The following is a 15,532-nucleotide window of genomic DNA, read 5'->3' on the forward strand; positions in this document are numbered from 1 at the left end:
GTGGACACCCTTGCATTAAGCTAACCACTACTACTGCCTTCATGGTTCGGGACTCACACCCTATAGATTGCACCCATGCCGGGCACACCAAAAAAAGACCGCTCCCATAGGGGAACGGTCTTTTTCTTGAAATCATCGCCTTCTATTACGGTTGCGAAGGAAGGTTGGAATATCCAACGCCTCTTCACCTTGGCCTTGATTATTATTTCTAGCAGGCTGTTCATTCACTTCTTCTCTCTTCACTTCACGATTTACACTAGGTGTAGGCGCTTGTGTTTGAGGTCTAGTTTGCTGTTGTTGTTGTCCAAGTGTTGAACGGCCCGGAGCTCGCATGGAAGTTTCAGCTTCAGTAAAGCCTGTTGCAATAACTGTAACGACGATTTCGTCTTTTAAGTTTTCGTTGATGACCGAACCGAAAATCATGTTTACCTCTTGATCCGAAGCGGTAGCCACGATATCCGCCGCCTCCTGTACTTCGAAGAGACTTAGGTTAGTTCCACCGGTAATGTTCAACAGCACACCTTGAGCCCCATCGATGGAGGTTTCAAGTAATGGACTGGAAATCGCTTTTTTAGCTGCTTCTGCTGCTCGGTTTTCCCCAGAGGAAATCCCGATACCCATAAGAGCTGATCCACGGTTAGACATGATGGTCTTAACATCGGCAAAATCCAAGTTAATAAGACCAGGGACAGCGATTAAATCTGAAATCCCCTGTACCCCTTGACGAAGAACATTATCTGCTTCGCGGAATGCTTCAAGCATAGGTGTACTTTTATCAACAATTTCAAGTAGTCGGTCGTTTGGAATAACGATAAGCGTATCGACCGATTCTTTCATGGAAGCTATGCCACCTTGCGCCTGTGTTGCGCGTTTACGCCCTTCGAACGTGAAAGGACGTGTAACGACACCGACTGTCAGTGCACCTAAATCTTTAGCAATACCAGCGATGACAGGAGCAGCACCGGTACCAGTTCCGCCACCCATTCCAGCCGTTACGAAAACCATATCAGCACCTTTTAGCGCTTCTTCGATTTGCTCTTTGCTTTCTTCTGCCGCTTTTTTACCAACCTCAGGGTTTGCACCAGCACCCAACCCTCTTGTTAGTTTGCCTCCGATTTGCATTTTAACTTCTGCTTTTGATAGGTTAAGAGCCTGCGCATCGGTATTGACTGAAATGAATTCTACACCTTGTACGCCATGTTCTATCATTCTGTTCACCGCATTGTTACCGCCGCCGCCAACACCTATAACCTTTATCGTTGCTAATTGTTCTAAATTAGAATCAAACTCCAACATGACAATCCTCCTATTTTGACGAAATTCCCGATTTTTTGTTATTATTCAAAAAAGTAACCCAAGATTTTTTTGAATTTCGATTCACCTTTTTCACCTTGTTTTTTAGCCGTAGTCTCTTTATGTTTCTGAGAGGACTTTTGGCTCCGCTGATCATTATTTTCTGTTACCTGGCCAGCTGTTACAGGAGTTTTATTAGTGGTGTTTTTTTGCATTCTCTCTTTCTTACATGCGTGTTTAATTAGACCAACCGCTGTCGTATATTGGGGTTCTCTGACACCAATATAATTTGGTTCAGCCGTCCTTACGCGGTTTTGGAAGACATATTGAGCAAGCTCCAGAACTCCTGGCATCTTAACGACACCACCGGTCAATACGAACCCTCCCGGTACTTCCTGAAAACCGAGTCTCCTCAAATCATCTTGGATTAACTCGAAAATTTCGGTTAACCTCGCCTCAATAATATCTGAGAGCATTAGCTGGTTACACGTTTGTTGTTGGTCGCTACCGATGATTGGTATTTGGAATACTTCGTCTTCTGAAGCATCATCATAAAAGGCATGCCCATGTTTAATCTTGATTTTTTCTGCATCCTCCATAGTGGTCCTAAGAACTATGGAGAGATCCTTTGTAAGTGTCTCCCCGCCTATAGGGATCACGGAAGTGTATTGTAGATAGCCTTGCTCGAAAATCGCTAGAGTCGTGGAACCGCCCCCAATATCGACAAGCGCTACCCCCAGTTCCTTTTCATCCTTGGATAAAACAAGCCCACCTGCTGCTAATGGCTGAAGAGCAATATCCGTTATTTCTAATCCTGCCCTTTCCACACACCGAAGGGTATTATGTAATACTGTCCGTAGACCTGTAATTAAAATTCCTCTCATTTCTAAACGTACGCCAATCATGCCCCGTGGATCGCTAATCTCATCCAACTCATCAACTTTGTAATGAATTGGAACAACATCGATAATTTCCCGATCTGATGGTATCGTAACTAGCTCCGCTGCTTCTCTAACACGAAATACATCATGTTCGATAATCTCTTTATTTTCACTAGATACTGCTACCACTCCATGGCAAGGTTGAAGCGTAACATGATTACCACTGATACCGACGATTACTTTTTTGATTTCCATTCCAATCATTCGTTCAGCTTGCTCTACAGCCTTTTGAATGGACTGTACAGTTTCATCTATGTCGACAATGGAGCCTTTTTTAAGCCCTTCAGATTTTACATTTCCTACGCCGATGATATTTAATGTGTCATTGACCATTTCCCCAATGATAACTTTTACACTGGATGTACCGATGTCAAGACTTACGTAAATTTCGTTGCTGTTCATTCCATGGCACCTCCTTCAGTTTTATACATATATTAGTAGAATAGAATTATCATATCAAAATACCTATTCATTTTAGAATAGCAGACCTAATTACAACTCGCTAATATTATAATAAAGTGTCATCTCATATTATTAAGAGAAAACTCGTAGATTTACAATCTTTATAATAGTCATCGTTCGTCTCTTGGTATCTAGATGTCATTCGTGAAAAACTTAATACTGACTTAACCTATTCGGCATTTATCCTGCAATTCCCTCTAATAATAAAGATATTTTCTGTTTTTTCCAGAAAAAATCATTTATCAAACGACTCATCCGAATTTTAAGGTATTTTGATGTTTCTCACGTAATATACAGAGATTCCAACTAAATACAAGTCTACACCAAGTTGTACACCTAGAAAAGTCAAACTTACAGATAAAACTAAGATATCGTTACCAATGCTGCTTCACCAAGGGAAGAATGGAGGAGAACCTGCAGTCCACAATATAATGCATGAAGAAAAGACTACAGAAAATAGGTGGGTTTCAATCCATTTTCCAGTAAAATTGGACATTTGGAGGTGGATCTACTAACCCTATCTTAGTTACTACGGCCCGCTTATGTATTGTTAAGTTACATTTTGCTGCACTGTAATAACAAAGCAAAATCATTTTGGCAGACCATATACATACCATTCTGGATATACATCCAAATTCTCCTGATTTTCCGCTAATACAGTGGTACATCCGATATAACTGTTCTTGTCTTTTTCTATGTTAGTCATTACATTGCATCCAGTTCCTTCAATCGTACCTGTACTGCATCGTTCTTTTGTTCTACCAGCGTTTTGGTTTACTCGGTCTCGGTTTCCATTTTCTCTTCCTTTTCTTCCGGCCCATTAAAGGCTTTAAAATAAGAACCGACCTCTAAGTCAATGACTCCCTTAACATCTGGATCCAATTGGCTAACAATGGAAGGATAATGTATCATTTTTTCAGATAAGGTACGACTTGTGGCACTTACCTCATATCCATCATTCATATACATAACAATATGGTAATTATCCGTTTTAGTAGGATCATGATGTATTTCCGATATAGCATTCTGTATTTCCACAGGAAGCTTGTCCAATTCATCCAAAAGCAACTTTAATGCTTTACCCTCTTTGAAACCAATTAAAACAGGGGCAAATACTGGATTTTCTCCACTCTCTAACTCTTTTAAAATATCTCCATTTTCCAAAATCGGGGCAAACTTCCCATCAATGGATAAATAGGCAATTCTAGTATGCTCAGAAACCGTTATTTTAACGGAATTAGGGAAAATAGGTACAACACTGGCACTTTTTATATCAGGAATCCTTTTAATGTTAGCGGCAGTCTCTCCCGTGTCGACTTTCCAGATACTTCGGTCTTTCTTTATATTGCTCAATTTAATAATCTGCTTGGAAGTGATATATTGATTCCCCTCCACTTTTATGGAATTCACATAGCTTAGTGGGGATAAAAAATATAACACACAAGCAACCAGGATGAAGAAAAGGGAAAGCAAAAGAACAAGCCTTTTATTTGCTTTGCTCTTTCTTATTTGTTTTAACTTAGGAATGCGGTCCTCAATGGAAACGATTTTCCCCTTTTCCATCTTTTTCACCTCTCCCTAAAAAAAGTGGATGATTCGTGACACTCACAAAGTAATGAAGTGAAATTTTTCAGGCAACACATTATACCACAATATTTGGATATAAAAAATAAAAATCCTATAGTTGTCTCCCAATGATTTCTACTTCTGTTTCTAATTCAATTTTGAACTTACTATATACCGTATCTTTGACATGTTGTATCAAAGCTTGAACATCTGCCGCACATCCATGACCAGTGTTGACAATGAAGTTCCCATGCATCGGAGAAATTTGAGCCCCTCCGATTGAATGTCCCTTTAGACCAGCCTCTTCCACTAACTCTCCTGCATGATTCGGCAGTGGATTTCGAAAGATACTTCCTGCACAAGGTAAATTGTATGGCTGGGTATCTTTACGGTAGTTTTTGTTATTTTGCATTCTTTCGACGATCTCACTTCTATCGCCTTCTTTTAATTGGAAAATGGCTTCCAGTACGATTCCTGGTTTTTTCTTTTGAAGTAAAGAAGTTCGATACGAAAACTCCATTTCCTCCTTGGAAAGCCAAGCCAATGTTCCATCTTCAAATAAAACATGAGCTTCCTTAAGAACCGCACTCATATCGGAGCCGTGTGCGCCTGCATTCATATAGACCGATCCACCAACGGAACCTGGAATTCCACTGGCAAACTCTAAACCAGCATACCCCTTTTTACTAATCTGCACCGACAAATTCACAAGGGAAACACCCGCGCCAGCCATCACTTCCGTTCCATTGATTTCAAGATGATCCAGCCCTTTGCCTAATTTCAGTACCACACCAGCAATACCTTCATCGCTGACAAGGAGATTCGAACCTCTTCCAATTGCTCTCCATGGTAAATCATTCTCCTTGATGACCTTCAATGCTTTTTCAAGGTTTTCAACAGAGGATGGCTCGATGAATAAATCTGCCGGCCCGCCAATCTTCATTGTTGTATGATTAGCAAGTGGCTCCTGTTCGAGCAGCTTGCCGATTTGCATGTCTGATAATTGTTTTATCACTTTATCCACGATAAACCTCCTTGCTGTTCCTAGATCTCATTATAAGTTTCATATCCTCACCCAAATGAGGCCTCTAATTAGGCAATATCGATAACTATCATAATAAGGCTTGAAAATGAGCAAGAGTAAGTGCCTCTTCGGTCTAACCCTCTTATACTATAGTCTAAACAAGGCCCTATTGCCAATATTTATTGTAGATATCCTCACATTCATACATGGTAATATTTAAGTACCGTTTCATTTTTTTCAAATTGGCATGATAGGTATACATATGAGAACCAGAAGCGTTCCATTTAAACGATAATATCAAAAAAGGAAGCACGGGAATTACTCCGGGCTTCCTTTTTTGCAGGTGATTGTCGTTCTGCTTTTAAAATCTTGAATAGCGGCTGATATTCAACAGTACCCCTATCGCCATCAACATGAGTGTCAGGGAAGATCCACCATAACTTAAAAGGGGCAGGGTAATCCCCGTAACCGGCATCAAACCAGTGACAACGCCAATATTTATCATAACTTGAATGGCTACCATGGCGATGATTCCCACTGCCACCAGGCTCCCATATAAGTCAGGTGCACCAAGTGCGATTCTAATTCCACGCCAAAGCATGAGAGCGAATAGCAAAATAACGAGTGACCCACCAATGAAACCTAATTCTTCGGATAGTATCGCGAAAATAAAGTCGGTTTGCGGTTCTGGTAAATAGAAAAACTTCTGTCGACTTTGTCCTAAACCTAGTCCGAACAATCCACCTGGTCCAATTGCATAAAACGATTGAATCATTTGAAACCCGCTTCCAAGTGGGTCTTCCCAAGGATCAAGAAAGGAGGTGATGCGCTTTATCCTATATGGAGCCGATAAAATGAGGCCTACAAAACCGGCAACCCCGATTAGCCCCAGTCCAACAAAGTGGCTGATACGTGCACCTGAAATGAAAATCATCACGATGCACGTTCCTATCATCACCGTCCCTGTCCCTAAATCCGGTTGTAACATGATAAGCCCAAACGCTAAAAATACAATGCCCAACGACGGCATCATCCCTTTTTTAAAGGAAGTGATCAGTTTTTGCCTTTCAGACAAAAACTTGGCCAAAAAAGCAATCATCGCGAGTTTCATGAATTCAGACGGCTGTACTGAGAAAGCTCCTACACCGATCCAACTACGGGAACCATTTCTCGCCATCCCGATACCCGGTACCAGAACAGCCAGCAGTAAGATGAAGCAGATAATAATGAGCAACTTGGCCCATGTACGCCATGTCCAGTAGTCGACATTCATGATGAAGAACATGGCAACGACTCCTACACATGCAAACAGCAACTGTCTTTTAGCAAAATAAAAGGAGTCATCAAATTTATAATCTGCCCAAATTGCACTGGCGCTGTAAACCATAATTAAACCTATAGTCAAAAGGCTTAAGGTAACGATAATAAGAATAAGATCAGGATTGGATTTTTTTAATGGCACGGACATCCACCTCTGGGAAGTTTTTCGAGCCTGTACGAATATAAAACACTACCTGATGCCACATTCAGCAGCACTTTAGTCAAAAAAAAAGCGATAACGGCTCATTATCGCTTTTTCCAAGGTGTCAACGTAGAAGCAGTTCACTTCCTTCTGCGAAAGCTCTTACTTAAGTTTATGCACAGCCCCCATAAACATGTCCCCTCTTTGTTCAAAAGTTTTATATTGATCCCAGCTTGCACAAGCAGGAGAGAGGAGGATGCAGTCGCCTTCTTCTGATAAATCAAAAGCAACAGGTACGGCCTTTACTACATTATCGACACGTTTTATATTCGTTATTCCTAATTCTTTGGCTATCCGTTCAATTTTTTCTGCTGTTTCACCAAACGTGATAACCGCCTTGACGTGTTTCATAGCCGGTTTTAACTCGTCAAATTCATTTCCTCGGTCCAATCCACCAGCCAGTAAGATAACGGGCTCGGTAAATGAAGTCAATGCCTTCGAAGCGGCAAGGATATTCGTCGCTTTAGAATCATTGTAAAATTTGCGTTTTTCAATCGACGCTACAAATTGTAGCCGGTGCTCAACGCCACCGAAAGTAGTTAAGACGGTTTGAATTGCTTCGTTGGTCACACCCTTCAGTTTCACTGCGGAAATAGCCGCAAGCACATTTTCCAGGTTGTGTTTTCCAGGTAGAACTATATCCGTAACATCAATCACTTTTTCACCGCGGAAATACACGGCCCCATCTTCCACATAAGCCCCGTTCTCATGCTTCACTTCTGTAGAAAATGGTACAAGTTGTGCCTTCGTCTTCTTGGTCATGGCTAAAACGTCTACTTGGTCAGCATTGAAAATCATGAAATCGGAAGCTCTTTGATTTCTCGTTATCGCCGCTTTCGCTTCAGCATATTCTTGCTTTGAACTATGATAATCCAAATGGGCATCATACAAATTCGTCACAATCGAAATTTCCGGCCGGAATTCTTCAATGCCCATCAATTGGAATGATGACAGCTCGATGACAATTGTGTCTTTAGAAGTTGCTTTCTCAGCAACTCCTGATGCGACTGTTCCAATATTTCCGGCAATAAGTGGGGACTTTTCACCGGCTTTCATCATTTCAAATATCAAAGTAGTGGTTGTAGTCTTCCCATTGGTACCCGTGATGCCCAAAAATGGTGCTTCACTGATTTGGTAAGCGAGTTCTACCTCTGTGATTACCGGAATCCCTTTCTCCAAAGCCCCTTTTACAAGCGGGTTACTATAAGGTATACCTGGGTTCTTCACAATCACTTCGAATCCCTCATCCAATAATTCAATCGGATGGCTACCACAAATGACTTTTATCCCTTGTTCGAGTAGTCCCTGTGCTTCCGGGTTTTCCGTTAACGGCTTCATATCATTGACAGTTACGAACGCACCTAGTCTATGTAGAAGCGAAGCTGCCGTGACTCCGCTTTTGGCCAAACCTAATACTAATACTTTTTTCTCTGTATATTTTTCTGTCTCATTCAATTTATATCCACACCTCTAAATAGATTCCGAGTACCGCACACAGTAAGCCTACTGTCCAAAAAGTCACGACAACACGCCATTCCGACCAGCCAGAAAGCTCATAATGGTGATGAAGCGGACTCATTTTAAAAATACGCTTTCCTCTAAGTTTAAACGATCCTACCTGTAAAATGACAGATAGTGTTTCAATGACGAAAACTCCACCAATAATAACTAGCAGCAATTCAAGTTTCGTTAGCAAGGCAATTGTTGCAATTGCTCCTCCCAAGGCTAGAGATCCCGTATCCCCCATGAACACCTTTGCAGGGTGAGCATTGAAGACAAGGAAACCTAAGACAGCACCTACGACGGCCACTGAAAATATCGCTACATCGTATTGTGACTGGCTCCATGCAAGTATGGCAAACGCCCCAAAAGCAATAGCGGAAGTTCCAGAAACAAGTCCATCCAATCCATCCGTCAAATTGACCGCATTTGAGAAACCTACCAACCAGAAAATAACGATAATCAGGTAAGCCCAACCAAAATCAACGGAAAAATCAGTACCTGGAATCCTCAATTCAGGGTTGAAAACGTCAGTCTGTTTAAATACGAAGTAAAAAATGACCGAAATCACTATTTGACCTAAAAGCTTTTGCTTTGAAGTAAGGCCTAGGTTTCGCTTCATAACCACCTTGATAAAATCATCCATGAATCCTAATAGACCAAATCCTAAAGTGACAAATAATAATAAGTACGTTTCAGTAGATGGTTCAGCAAACTTCAAAGTCATGACTAATGTAGCAATGGTAACGGATAATAATATCACCAACCCGCCCATTGTAGGTGTTCCTGTTTTCTTCAGATGCGATTGTGGCCCTTCTTCCCTGATACTTTGCCCGAATTTCAATCTTCTTAAAAACGGGATGAAGATGGGCGATAGAAGAACCGTTACTAAAAACGCCATCAAAATTGTATAAAATACTACTTGTTCCAACATTCCTTACTCCCTCATTCCTAACACAATTCAAATATACATTATCCTTGTTGCTATTCTTTGTTTGATGGGTCCTTTTAAACGAATTAAACGGCACCCAATTTAGTTTGAATTGCTTTTTTCGCTTCTTCACGATCATCAAAATGAAGTACAGCGTCACCAACCAATTGGTAAGTTTCATGCCCTTTTCCGGCGATTAAAATCACGTCACCTGTTTCAGCTTTTGAAACGGCATATTCAATTGCTTCTCTTCGGTCTTCGATGACCGTATATCTTTCTCCTTCAACCCCTGCTTCCATATCTCGAAGGATCTGTAAAGCATCCTCACTGCGTGGGTTATCAGAAGTGAAGATCGCGTCCGTAGCCAATTTGCAGGCAATTGCTGCCATGATGGGCCGTTTTGTTTTATCCCGGTCCCCGCCACAACCTACAATCACGAAAATCTTGTTTTTAGCAAACTCACCGACTGTCCTCAAAACATTTTCAAGACTGTCCGGTGTGTGTGCATAATCGACGATGACCGGAAAATCCTGATTCGCCAAGATAAGCTCAAAACGACCAGCAACGCCTTTTATCGATTCAATGGATTTGATGGTCTCATCTAGGTCACTACCAGCACACAAAGCGGCACTGATGGCGGCCAGGACGTTATAAACACTGAATTTCCCTATTAACTGAAGCTTAACTATACGTTTCTCTTTGCCTGCCGCAAGAGTGAAAGTAGTGCCTTGTGCGTTAATCTGTATATCACTGGCTCTAATATCTGCATCCTTATCAATTCCGTATGTAACGACTGTCGCGGCTGTTGCTTTAATAAAATCAACTGTTGCTTCATCATCAGCGTTAAGAACAGCGTATTTAGGGCGATTTTCCAAGTAGGCATTGCCTAATTGGGAGAAAAACAATGACTTCGCATGTTTGTATCGCTCCATCGTTTTATGGAAATCTAAATGATCTTGCGTTAAGTTCGTAAATACGGCAATATCGTAATCACATCCATGGACACGACCAAGTTCGAGCGCATGCGAAGAAACCTCCATGATGGCCGCTGAGACATCCGCTTCAGCCATATCATTGAAAGCTTTCTGAAGCGTGACACTGTCTGGTGTCGTATTCTTCGTTTCATACACTTTATCGACGATTTTAGTATACATCGTTCCGATCAAACCCGTTTTCTTCTTTTGATCTTCGAAAATCTTTTCAAGCAAATGGCTTGTCGTCGTTTTTCCGTTTGTACCAGTGATACCAATCAGGCGCATTTTTTGAGTCGGATGACCGTAAAATGCATCTGCAAGAACCGCCATGGCCCTACTGGAATCACGGACTACAATGACAGGTACGTTTAAGTTCAACGGTCGTTCAGCGATGACGGCGGCAGCACCATTCTCTACGGCTGATTGAGCAAAATCATGACCATCCACTGTATAACCTTTTATACATACAAATAAACTTCCATCTTTAACTTTACGGTTATCATTTTCAATGGAGGTGATCTCCGGATTTTCTCCTTCATGCGTATCCAAGGAGTGTAAATAAGATAGTAATGCGTGAAGCTTCATTTTTCCATCCCTCTCAACTTAATTTGAGGATTCATTATATGTGATTAACTTTGGCTTGTCGAGAAACCAGTTTTTATTATACGGGGTTTAATCGACTCCGTAAACAAAGCGGCTGATGTTTTTTCAGCCGCTTTTCACTATTCTTATTTTATACTTATTCTGTTTGTTCGCCAAGATAAATTCTAATTGTTGATCCTTCTTTTAATTTCACCCCTGGATCGGGCGCCTGTTTTATGACTTTATTTCCACTTCCTGCATAATCAATCTTAAGATCAAGAAGCTGAGTCTGAAGCTCTTTTTTACTCATTCCGACAACATTAGGAACCTCGATCATCACCGGATCAGTCCAGACCTTTTCCTTTTCAATCTGGTTTTTTCTCGGTTTGACGCCCATTGCCCTTAGTGAATCTTCCATGATGTTCCCAACGATTGGCGCAGCGACCACACCACCAAATTGAACCGTCCCTTTTGGGTTGTCTACAGCGATATAGACCACGATCTGGGGATCATCCGCCGGTGCGACACCGATAAATGAGAGAATATAATTGTTATCTAAATATCTTCCGTTTTCAGCTTTTTGGGCAGTCCCCGTTTTCCCACCCACTCGGTACGACTCCACGAATGCTCCCTTACCGCTTCCTTGTGCTACAACGGATTCAAGTGCTTCCCGGACTTTTTTTGAAGTTTCTTCGGAAATCACTTTTTTCTTGGCTTGTGGGGTCTTCCTCATTACTACTTCCCCCGTTTTTGGGTCGACCAATTCTTTTGCAATATATGGGGTATACAGTGTCCCCCCGTTCACAGCGGCCGAAACAGCCGTGACTTGCTGGATAGGCGTGACGGCAACTCCTTGTCCAAAAGCGGTTGTCGCCTGTTCAACGGGACCGACACGATCCATATTGAACATGATTCCCCTTCCTTCCCCCGATAAATCAATCCCCGTTTTTTGACCGAAACCGAAGTCGTTGATATATTTGAACAATTTATCTTTGCCCAGTCGGTTACCAAGCTCGACGAAACCCGGGTTACATGAGTTTTCAACCACCTCTAGGAAAGTTTGATCTCCATGACCACCACTTTTCCAGCAATGCAATGTAGACCCTGCCACCTCCACATGGCCGGAGTCATAAAAATGGTCATTCTGCAGATTCACTTTTCCTTCCTCAAGTGCAGCGGCAAGCGTGATAATCTTAAAGGTCGAACCCGGCTCATAAATACTCCAAACCGGTAAATTACGATTATATACTTCTGCAGGTACATCTTGAAATTTCGCAGGATCGAAAGTTGGCCTACTGGACATTGCCAGTATCTCTCCTGTCTTTGGATCCATCGCAATGGCGATAAGCCCATCAGGATCATAGGTGGCCTCCGCATTATCTAGTTCCCGTTCCACTATGGTCTGGATTCTGCTATCGATCGTCAGTTTCAGGTTATCCCCATCCATGGGAGCCTTGAAATCATCCGCCATGTTTTCGAGCCTTTTCCCTTTAGCATCCGAATAAAATTTTACGTACCCTCTTTCGCCATTAAGCTCCTTATCATAGGATAATTCAATCCCCATCAATCCCTGGTTGTCCGAGCCCGTAAATCCCAATACATGTGATAGATATTCACCGAATGGATAATGGCGTTTGGAATCCTCCGCAATATAGACACCTTTAATGCCTAGCGCCTTGATTTCCTTCGCCTTTTCATGGGATATCTTTCTTCCTTCAGGAATTCTGGCACTCATCGACTGTTTCGTTAACCATTTATATGCTTTTTCCTTCGTGATGTTTAATATGGAAGCCAACTGTTCAGAAGTATCACTTGGATTCTCAATTTGTCTCGGGATGACATATACCGTCGGGGCTGATATATTCGTTGCCAATTCCACCCCATTCCGATCCAAGATTTCACCACGCTTGGCTTCAAAGGGGATGTTCCTACTCCACGAATCCTTAGCCAGGCTTGTCAAATTATCTCCTAAATAAAACTGAACGATTCCTAAGCGGATATCAATAATAAAAAAGACGACTAGTCCTATTGCCAATGCGATTGCGAGCCGTTTTCGGACGGTAACATTAGAAACACGCAAAAAACAGGCACCTCCATTTCATACATGCTCAATATATATGCTTGGCTACTTGATGGTAGACTAAAAAATGCACGAAAAAGGGAGACCCTGGAGTCTCCCTTTTTCGTGCAAGCTTATTTACTCTACATTCGTCTCTTTTTTCGTTGAGTCTTTAGACGGCTTTTCAGGCTGCTGCAATTCGACTTTGAATGAGTCTCCTTCTTTAACCTTTGTTCCGCCTTTAGGACTCTGTTTGCTCACATACCCTGTACCAGACGTATTTAGATCAAGCTTAGCTATGCTGGCTACTTTCATGACATCTCGTAATGACCACCCTGCCGTATCTGGAACTTTCATTACTCCTTCAGTTCGGAGGATGATCTTTTCTCCTTGTAGAAGAGTGCTTCCAGCTTTAGGAGATTGGTCGAGAATTTTCCTTCCACTTCCTATCTGTTCCACTTCAAACCCTAACTTCTCTAGTTCCTTAACGGATGAATGAATAGGTTGATCCGTATAGTCTTCGATTTCGTTAGTTGTCTGTTTTTTTAGGTCGGAAGGCTTTATGTTTAAATACATAAGGCTATTTTGCATCACTGGATTAAAGATTTCAGAAAGCGGATCTGCCCCTACATATGAGACACCTAACTTCGGCTGTTTGACCGCCACGTATACAACGAGTTGCGGATCATCAGCCGGAGCCATCCCTAAGAATGAAAAGTAATAGTTCTCCTTACCTTCTAGATATCTACCAGTCGGACCAGGAATTTGAGCAGTTCCTGTTTTCCCCGCTACATCATACCCATCGATAGCATATTTCTTACCCGTTCCTTTCTTTGCGGAAACAACCGTTTCCAAATACTCGCGAACTTGTTTCGCCGTCTCTGCCGAAATCGGTTCACCGGCCACTTGCGGTTTTGTCGTTTTCAACAGTTTCCCGTTATCTTGATCGGATGTGCTTTTAATGACATATGGCCGCATCATCTTTCCGTCATTAGCCACCGCTGAAGCTGCTTGAATCTGTTGGATGGGCGTGACCGTCGTTCCTTGGCCGAACGCGGTAGTGACTTTTTCCATTTTGTACTTATATTGTATCTTGCCTGTAATCTCATTCGGCAGGTCTATCCCTGTCTTTTTATCAAACCCGAACTTCGTCAAATAGTCGCGGTAGGTATCCGCACCAATTTTATCCATGGCAAGGGTTGCGAAAGCCACATTGGAGGATCGTTGGACTCCTTCAAGATAAGTCATGCTCTTACCTCTTTCGATTCCAGTATGGTCGCCTATGGAACCTGTAGCAGCTTTGTATGTACCTGTTGTAAACGTATCATTAGGATTAAAGACCCCTTCTTCAACAGCCGCTGCAAGGGTAAATGTTTTAAAGGTCGAACCGGGTTCATACGTTTCTTCAATCGCCAGGTTGCGCCAAGTATCCGTAAGACCCTCTTTCGTCGTCGGATGGAAAGTTGGCCTTTGTCCCATAGCCAAGATTTCCCCCGTTTTAGGATTGGAAACGATGGCAATGATTTGTTGTGGTTCATACTTTTTCTGGACTTTATTCATGGAATCTTCCAAGAAAGTTTGAATTTTTTTATCAATTGTCAGCGAGACGTTATTCCCATTTTTCGGGGCCGAAACCTTTTCCTCCGCACCTGGCAAGATGAGTCCCCAAAAGTCACTTTCGTACGTCAGTTTCCCGTCCGTTTCTTGCAGCTCCTTATTGAGGTACTTTTCAATACCGAATTTCCCGGTCATCTCTTCGGTTTCTTCATCTTTTTCTACGTATCCAATCAAATGAGAAGCAAAGATCCCATTTGGATAGAAGCGTTTATTGGTCCTTCCAAATGTAATGCCTGGAAGTTCTAACTTTTCGATTTTCTGTTTGGTATCCTGGGTCAAATCTTTCCCAGCACTCCCAAACTCCACCTGATACGCCCCTTTTTTAATAAGACGGTCATAAATGGCCTGTTCATCCATGTCAATATATTTTGCGAGCTTACTTGCAGTCATCTCTGGGTCTTTTACATGCTCTGTTTCTTTCTCGCTCAGGATGGCTCGCAGGATATACGAGGACGTATCCACTGCAATGACTTCACCCTTTGTATCAAGGATACTGCCCCGTTTAGCTTCTATAACTTGTTCTTTTTCATATTTTTTGTCGATTTTTGAAGCTAGTACCTCGCCTCCAGCTGTCCCCGTCACACCAATATATAAAAAGCGGCAGATTAATACAAAGAAGAGCAGGCTGAATGCAAAGAATAATCCAGCTGCTCCACGCTTCATATTTTTTTGTTTCTGCATCAGTTCTGCACAACCTTCACGTTATTATCATCCAGCCCTAAGCCCATTTTGGCAGCGATATCCCAAATCCGCTCATATCGACTAAGTTCGTCGACCTGTACCTTTAAATCATCATTCAATTTACCTTGTTCTTCAATGGTAGCTTCGACTTGCTGAATTTCTTTATTCGTTTCATAAATAGCAGCTTGATTGGAGACAATCTTCACGCATGCAAAGGTTATCATGATAGCAATGGCACATAGTAAGACAACTTCACCAATTGATATTTTCGCTTTGCGGATGACAACAGTTTGTTGGGATTGTTGCTGTTGTTGTTCAAATTGCTGCTCTTGTACTTTTTTTGCTATGGCACTCATTCATGCTCCCCCTTTTCTGTTTTT

The 15,532-nt window shown here is 42.0% G+C and carries 11 protein-coding genes; all 11 read right to left on the reverse strand.

What is annotated here, in order from left to right; all coding sequences use genetic code 11:
* Window positions 1-132 precede the first annotated feature (132 nt).
* The 11 genes from ftsZ to ftsL all read right to left on the reverse strand — a co-directional run bounded on the left by ftsZ (window position 133) and on the right by ftsL (window position 15,508).
* On the reverse strand, window positions 133-1,296 hold the full coding sequence (gene ftsZ / locus ACIQXN_RS15470; RefSeq protein ID WP_402968289.1) for a cell division protein FtsZ: 1,164 nt from the start codon (window positions 1,294-1,296) through the stop codon (window positions 133-135).
* A 41-nt stretch (window positions 1,297-1,337) separates the two neighbouring features.
* The gene (gene ftsA / locus ACIQXN_RS15475) at window positions 1,338-2,636 is read right to left on the reverse strand and encodes a cell division protein FtsA (RefSeq protein ID WP_402968292.1); all 1,299 of its coding nucleotides are present in this window, start codon (window positions 2,634-2,636) and stop codon (window positions 1,338-1,340) included.
* 834 nt (window positions 2,637-3,470) lie between these two features.
* Window positions 3,471-4,259 (reverse strand): cell division protein FtsQ/DivIB, encoded by a 789-nt coding sequence (locus ACIQXN_RS15480; protein ID WP_402968295.1) that lies wholly within the window; start codon window positions 4,257-4,259, stop codon window positions 3,471-3,473.
* Between the two features lie 115 nt (window positions 4,260-4,374).
* On the reverse strand, window positions 4,375-5,286 hold the full coding sequence (gene murB / locus ACIQXN_RS15485; protein ID WP_402968298.1) for a UDP-N-acetylmuramate dehydrogenase: 912 nt from the start codon (window positions 5,284-5,286) through the stop codon (window positions 4,375-4,377).
* A 361-nt stretch (window positions 5,287-5,647) separates the two neighbouring features.
* Window positions 5,648-6,748: a stage V sporulation protein E gene (gene spoVE, locus ACIQXN_RS15490; protein ID WP_402968301.1), complete on the reverse strand. Its 1,101-nt coding sequence runs from the start codon at window positions 6,746-6,748 to the stop codon at window positions 5,648-5,650.
* Window positions 6,749-6,910: 162 nt separating this feature from the next.
* On the reverse strand, window positions 6,911-8,263 hold the full coding sequence (gene murD, locus ACIQXN_RS15495; protein WP_402968304.1) for a UDP-N-acetylmuramoyl-L-alanine--D-glutamate ligase: 1,353 nt from the start codon (window positions 8,261-8,263) through the stop codon (window positions 6,911-6,913).
* Between the two features lies 1 nt (window position 8,264).
* Entirely contained in the window at window positions 8,265-9,242 is a 978-nt protein-coding gene (mraY, locus tag ACIQXN_RS15500; protein ID WP_402968307.1) for a phospho-N-acetylmuramoyl-pentapeptide-transferase, read from the reverse strand.
* Between the two features lie 83 nt (window positions 9,243-9,325).
* Complete coding sequence (locus ACIQXN_RS15505; protein ID WP_402968310.1) at window positions 9,326-10,798, reverse strand: UDP-N-acetylmuramoyl-L-alanyl-D-glutamate--2,6-diaminopimelate ligase; 1,473 nt, start codon at window positions 10,796-10,798, stop codon at window positions 9,326-9,328.
* Between the two features lie 154 nt (window positions 10,799-10,952).
* The gene (locus ACIQXN_RS15510; RefSeq protein ID WP_402968313.1) at window positions 10,953-12,875 is read right to left on the reverse strand and encodes a stage V sporulation protein D; all 1,923 of its coding nucleotides are present in this window, start codon (window positions 12,873-12,875) and stop codon (window positions 10,953-10,955) included.
* 117 nt (window positions 12,876-12,992) lie between these two features.
* A complete protein-coding gene (locus ACIQXN_RS15515; protein ID WP_402968316.1) occupies window positions 12,993-15,152 on the reverse strand; it encodes a penicillin-binding protein in 2,160 nt (719 codons plus the stop codon).
* Window positions 15,152-15,508: a cell division protein FtsL gene (gene ftsL / locus ACIQXN_RS15520; RefSeq protein WP_402968318.1), complete on the reverse strand. Its 357-nt coding sequence runs from the start codon at window positions 15,506-15,508 to the stop codon at window positions 15,152-15,154. Before ftsL ends, ACIQXN_RS15515 begins: the two co-directional genes overlap by 1 nt.
* Window positions 15,509-15,532: the final 24 nt, after the last annotated feature.

The organism is Peribacillus sp. NPDC097295 (assembly GCF_044761665.1).
Lineage (GTDB): Bacteria > Bacillota > Bacilli > Bacillales > DSM-1321 > Peribacillus.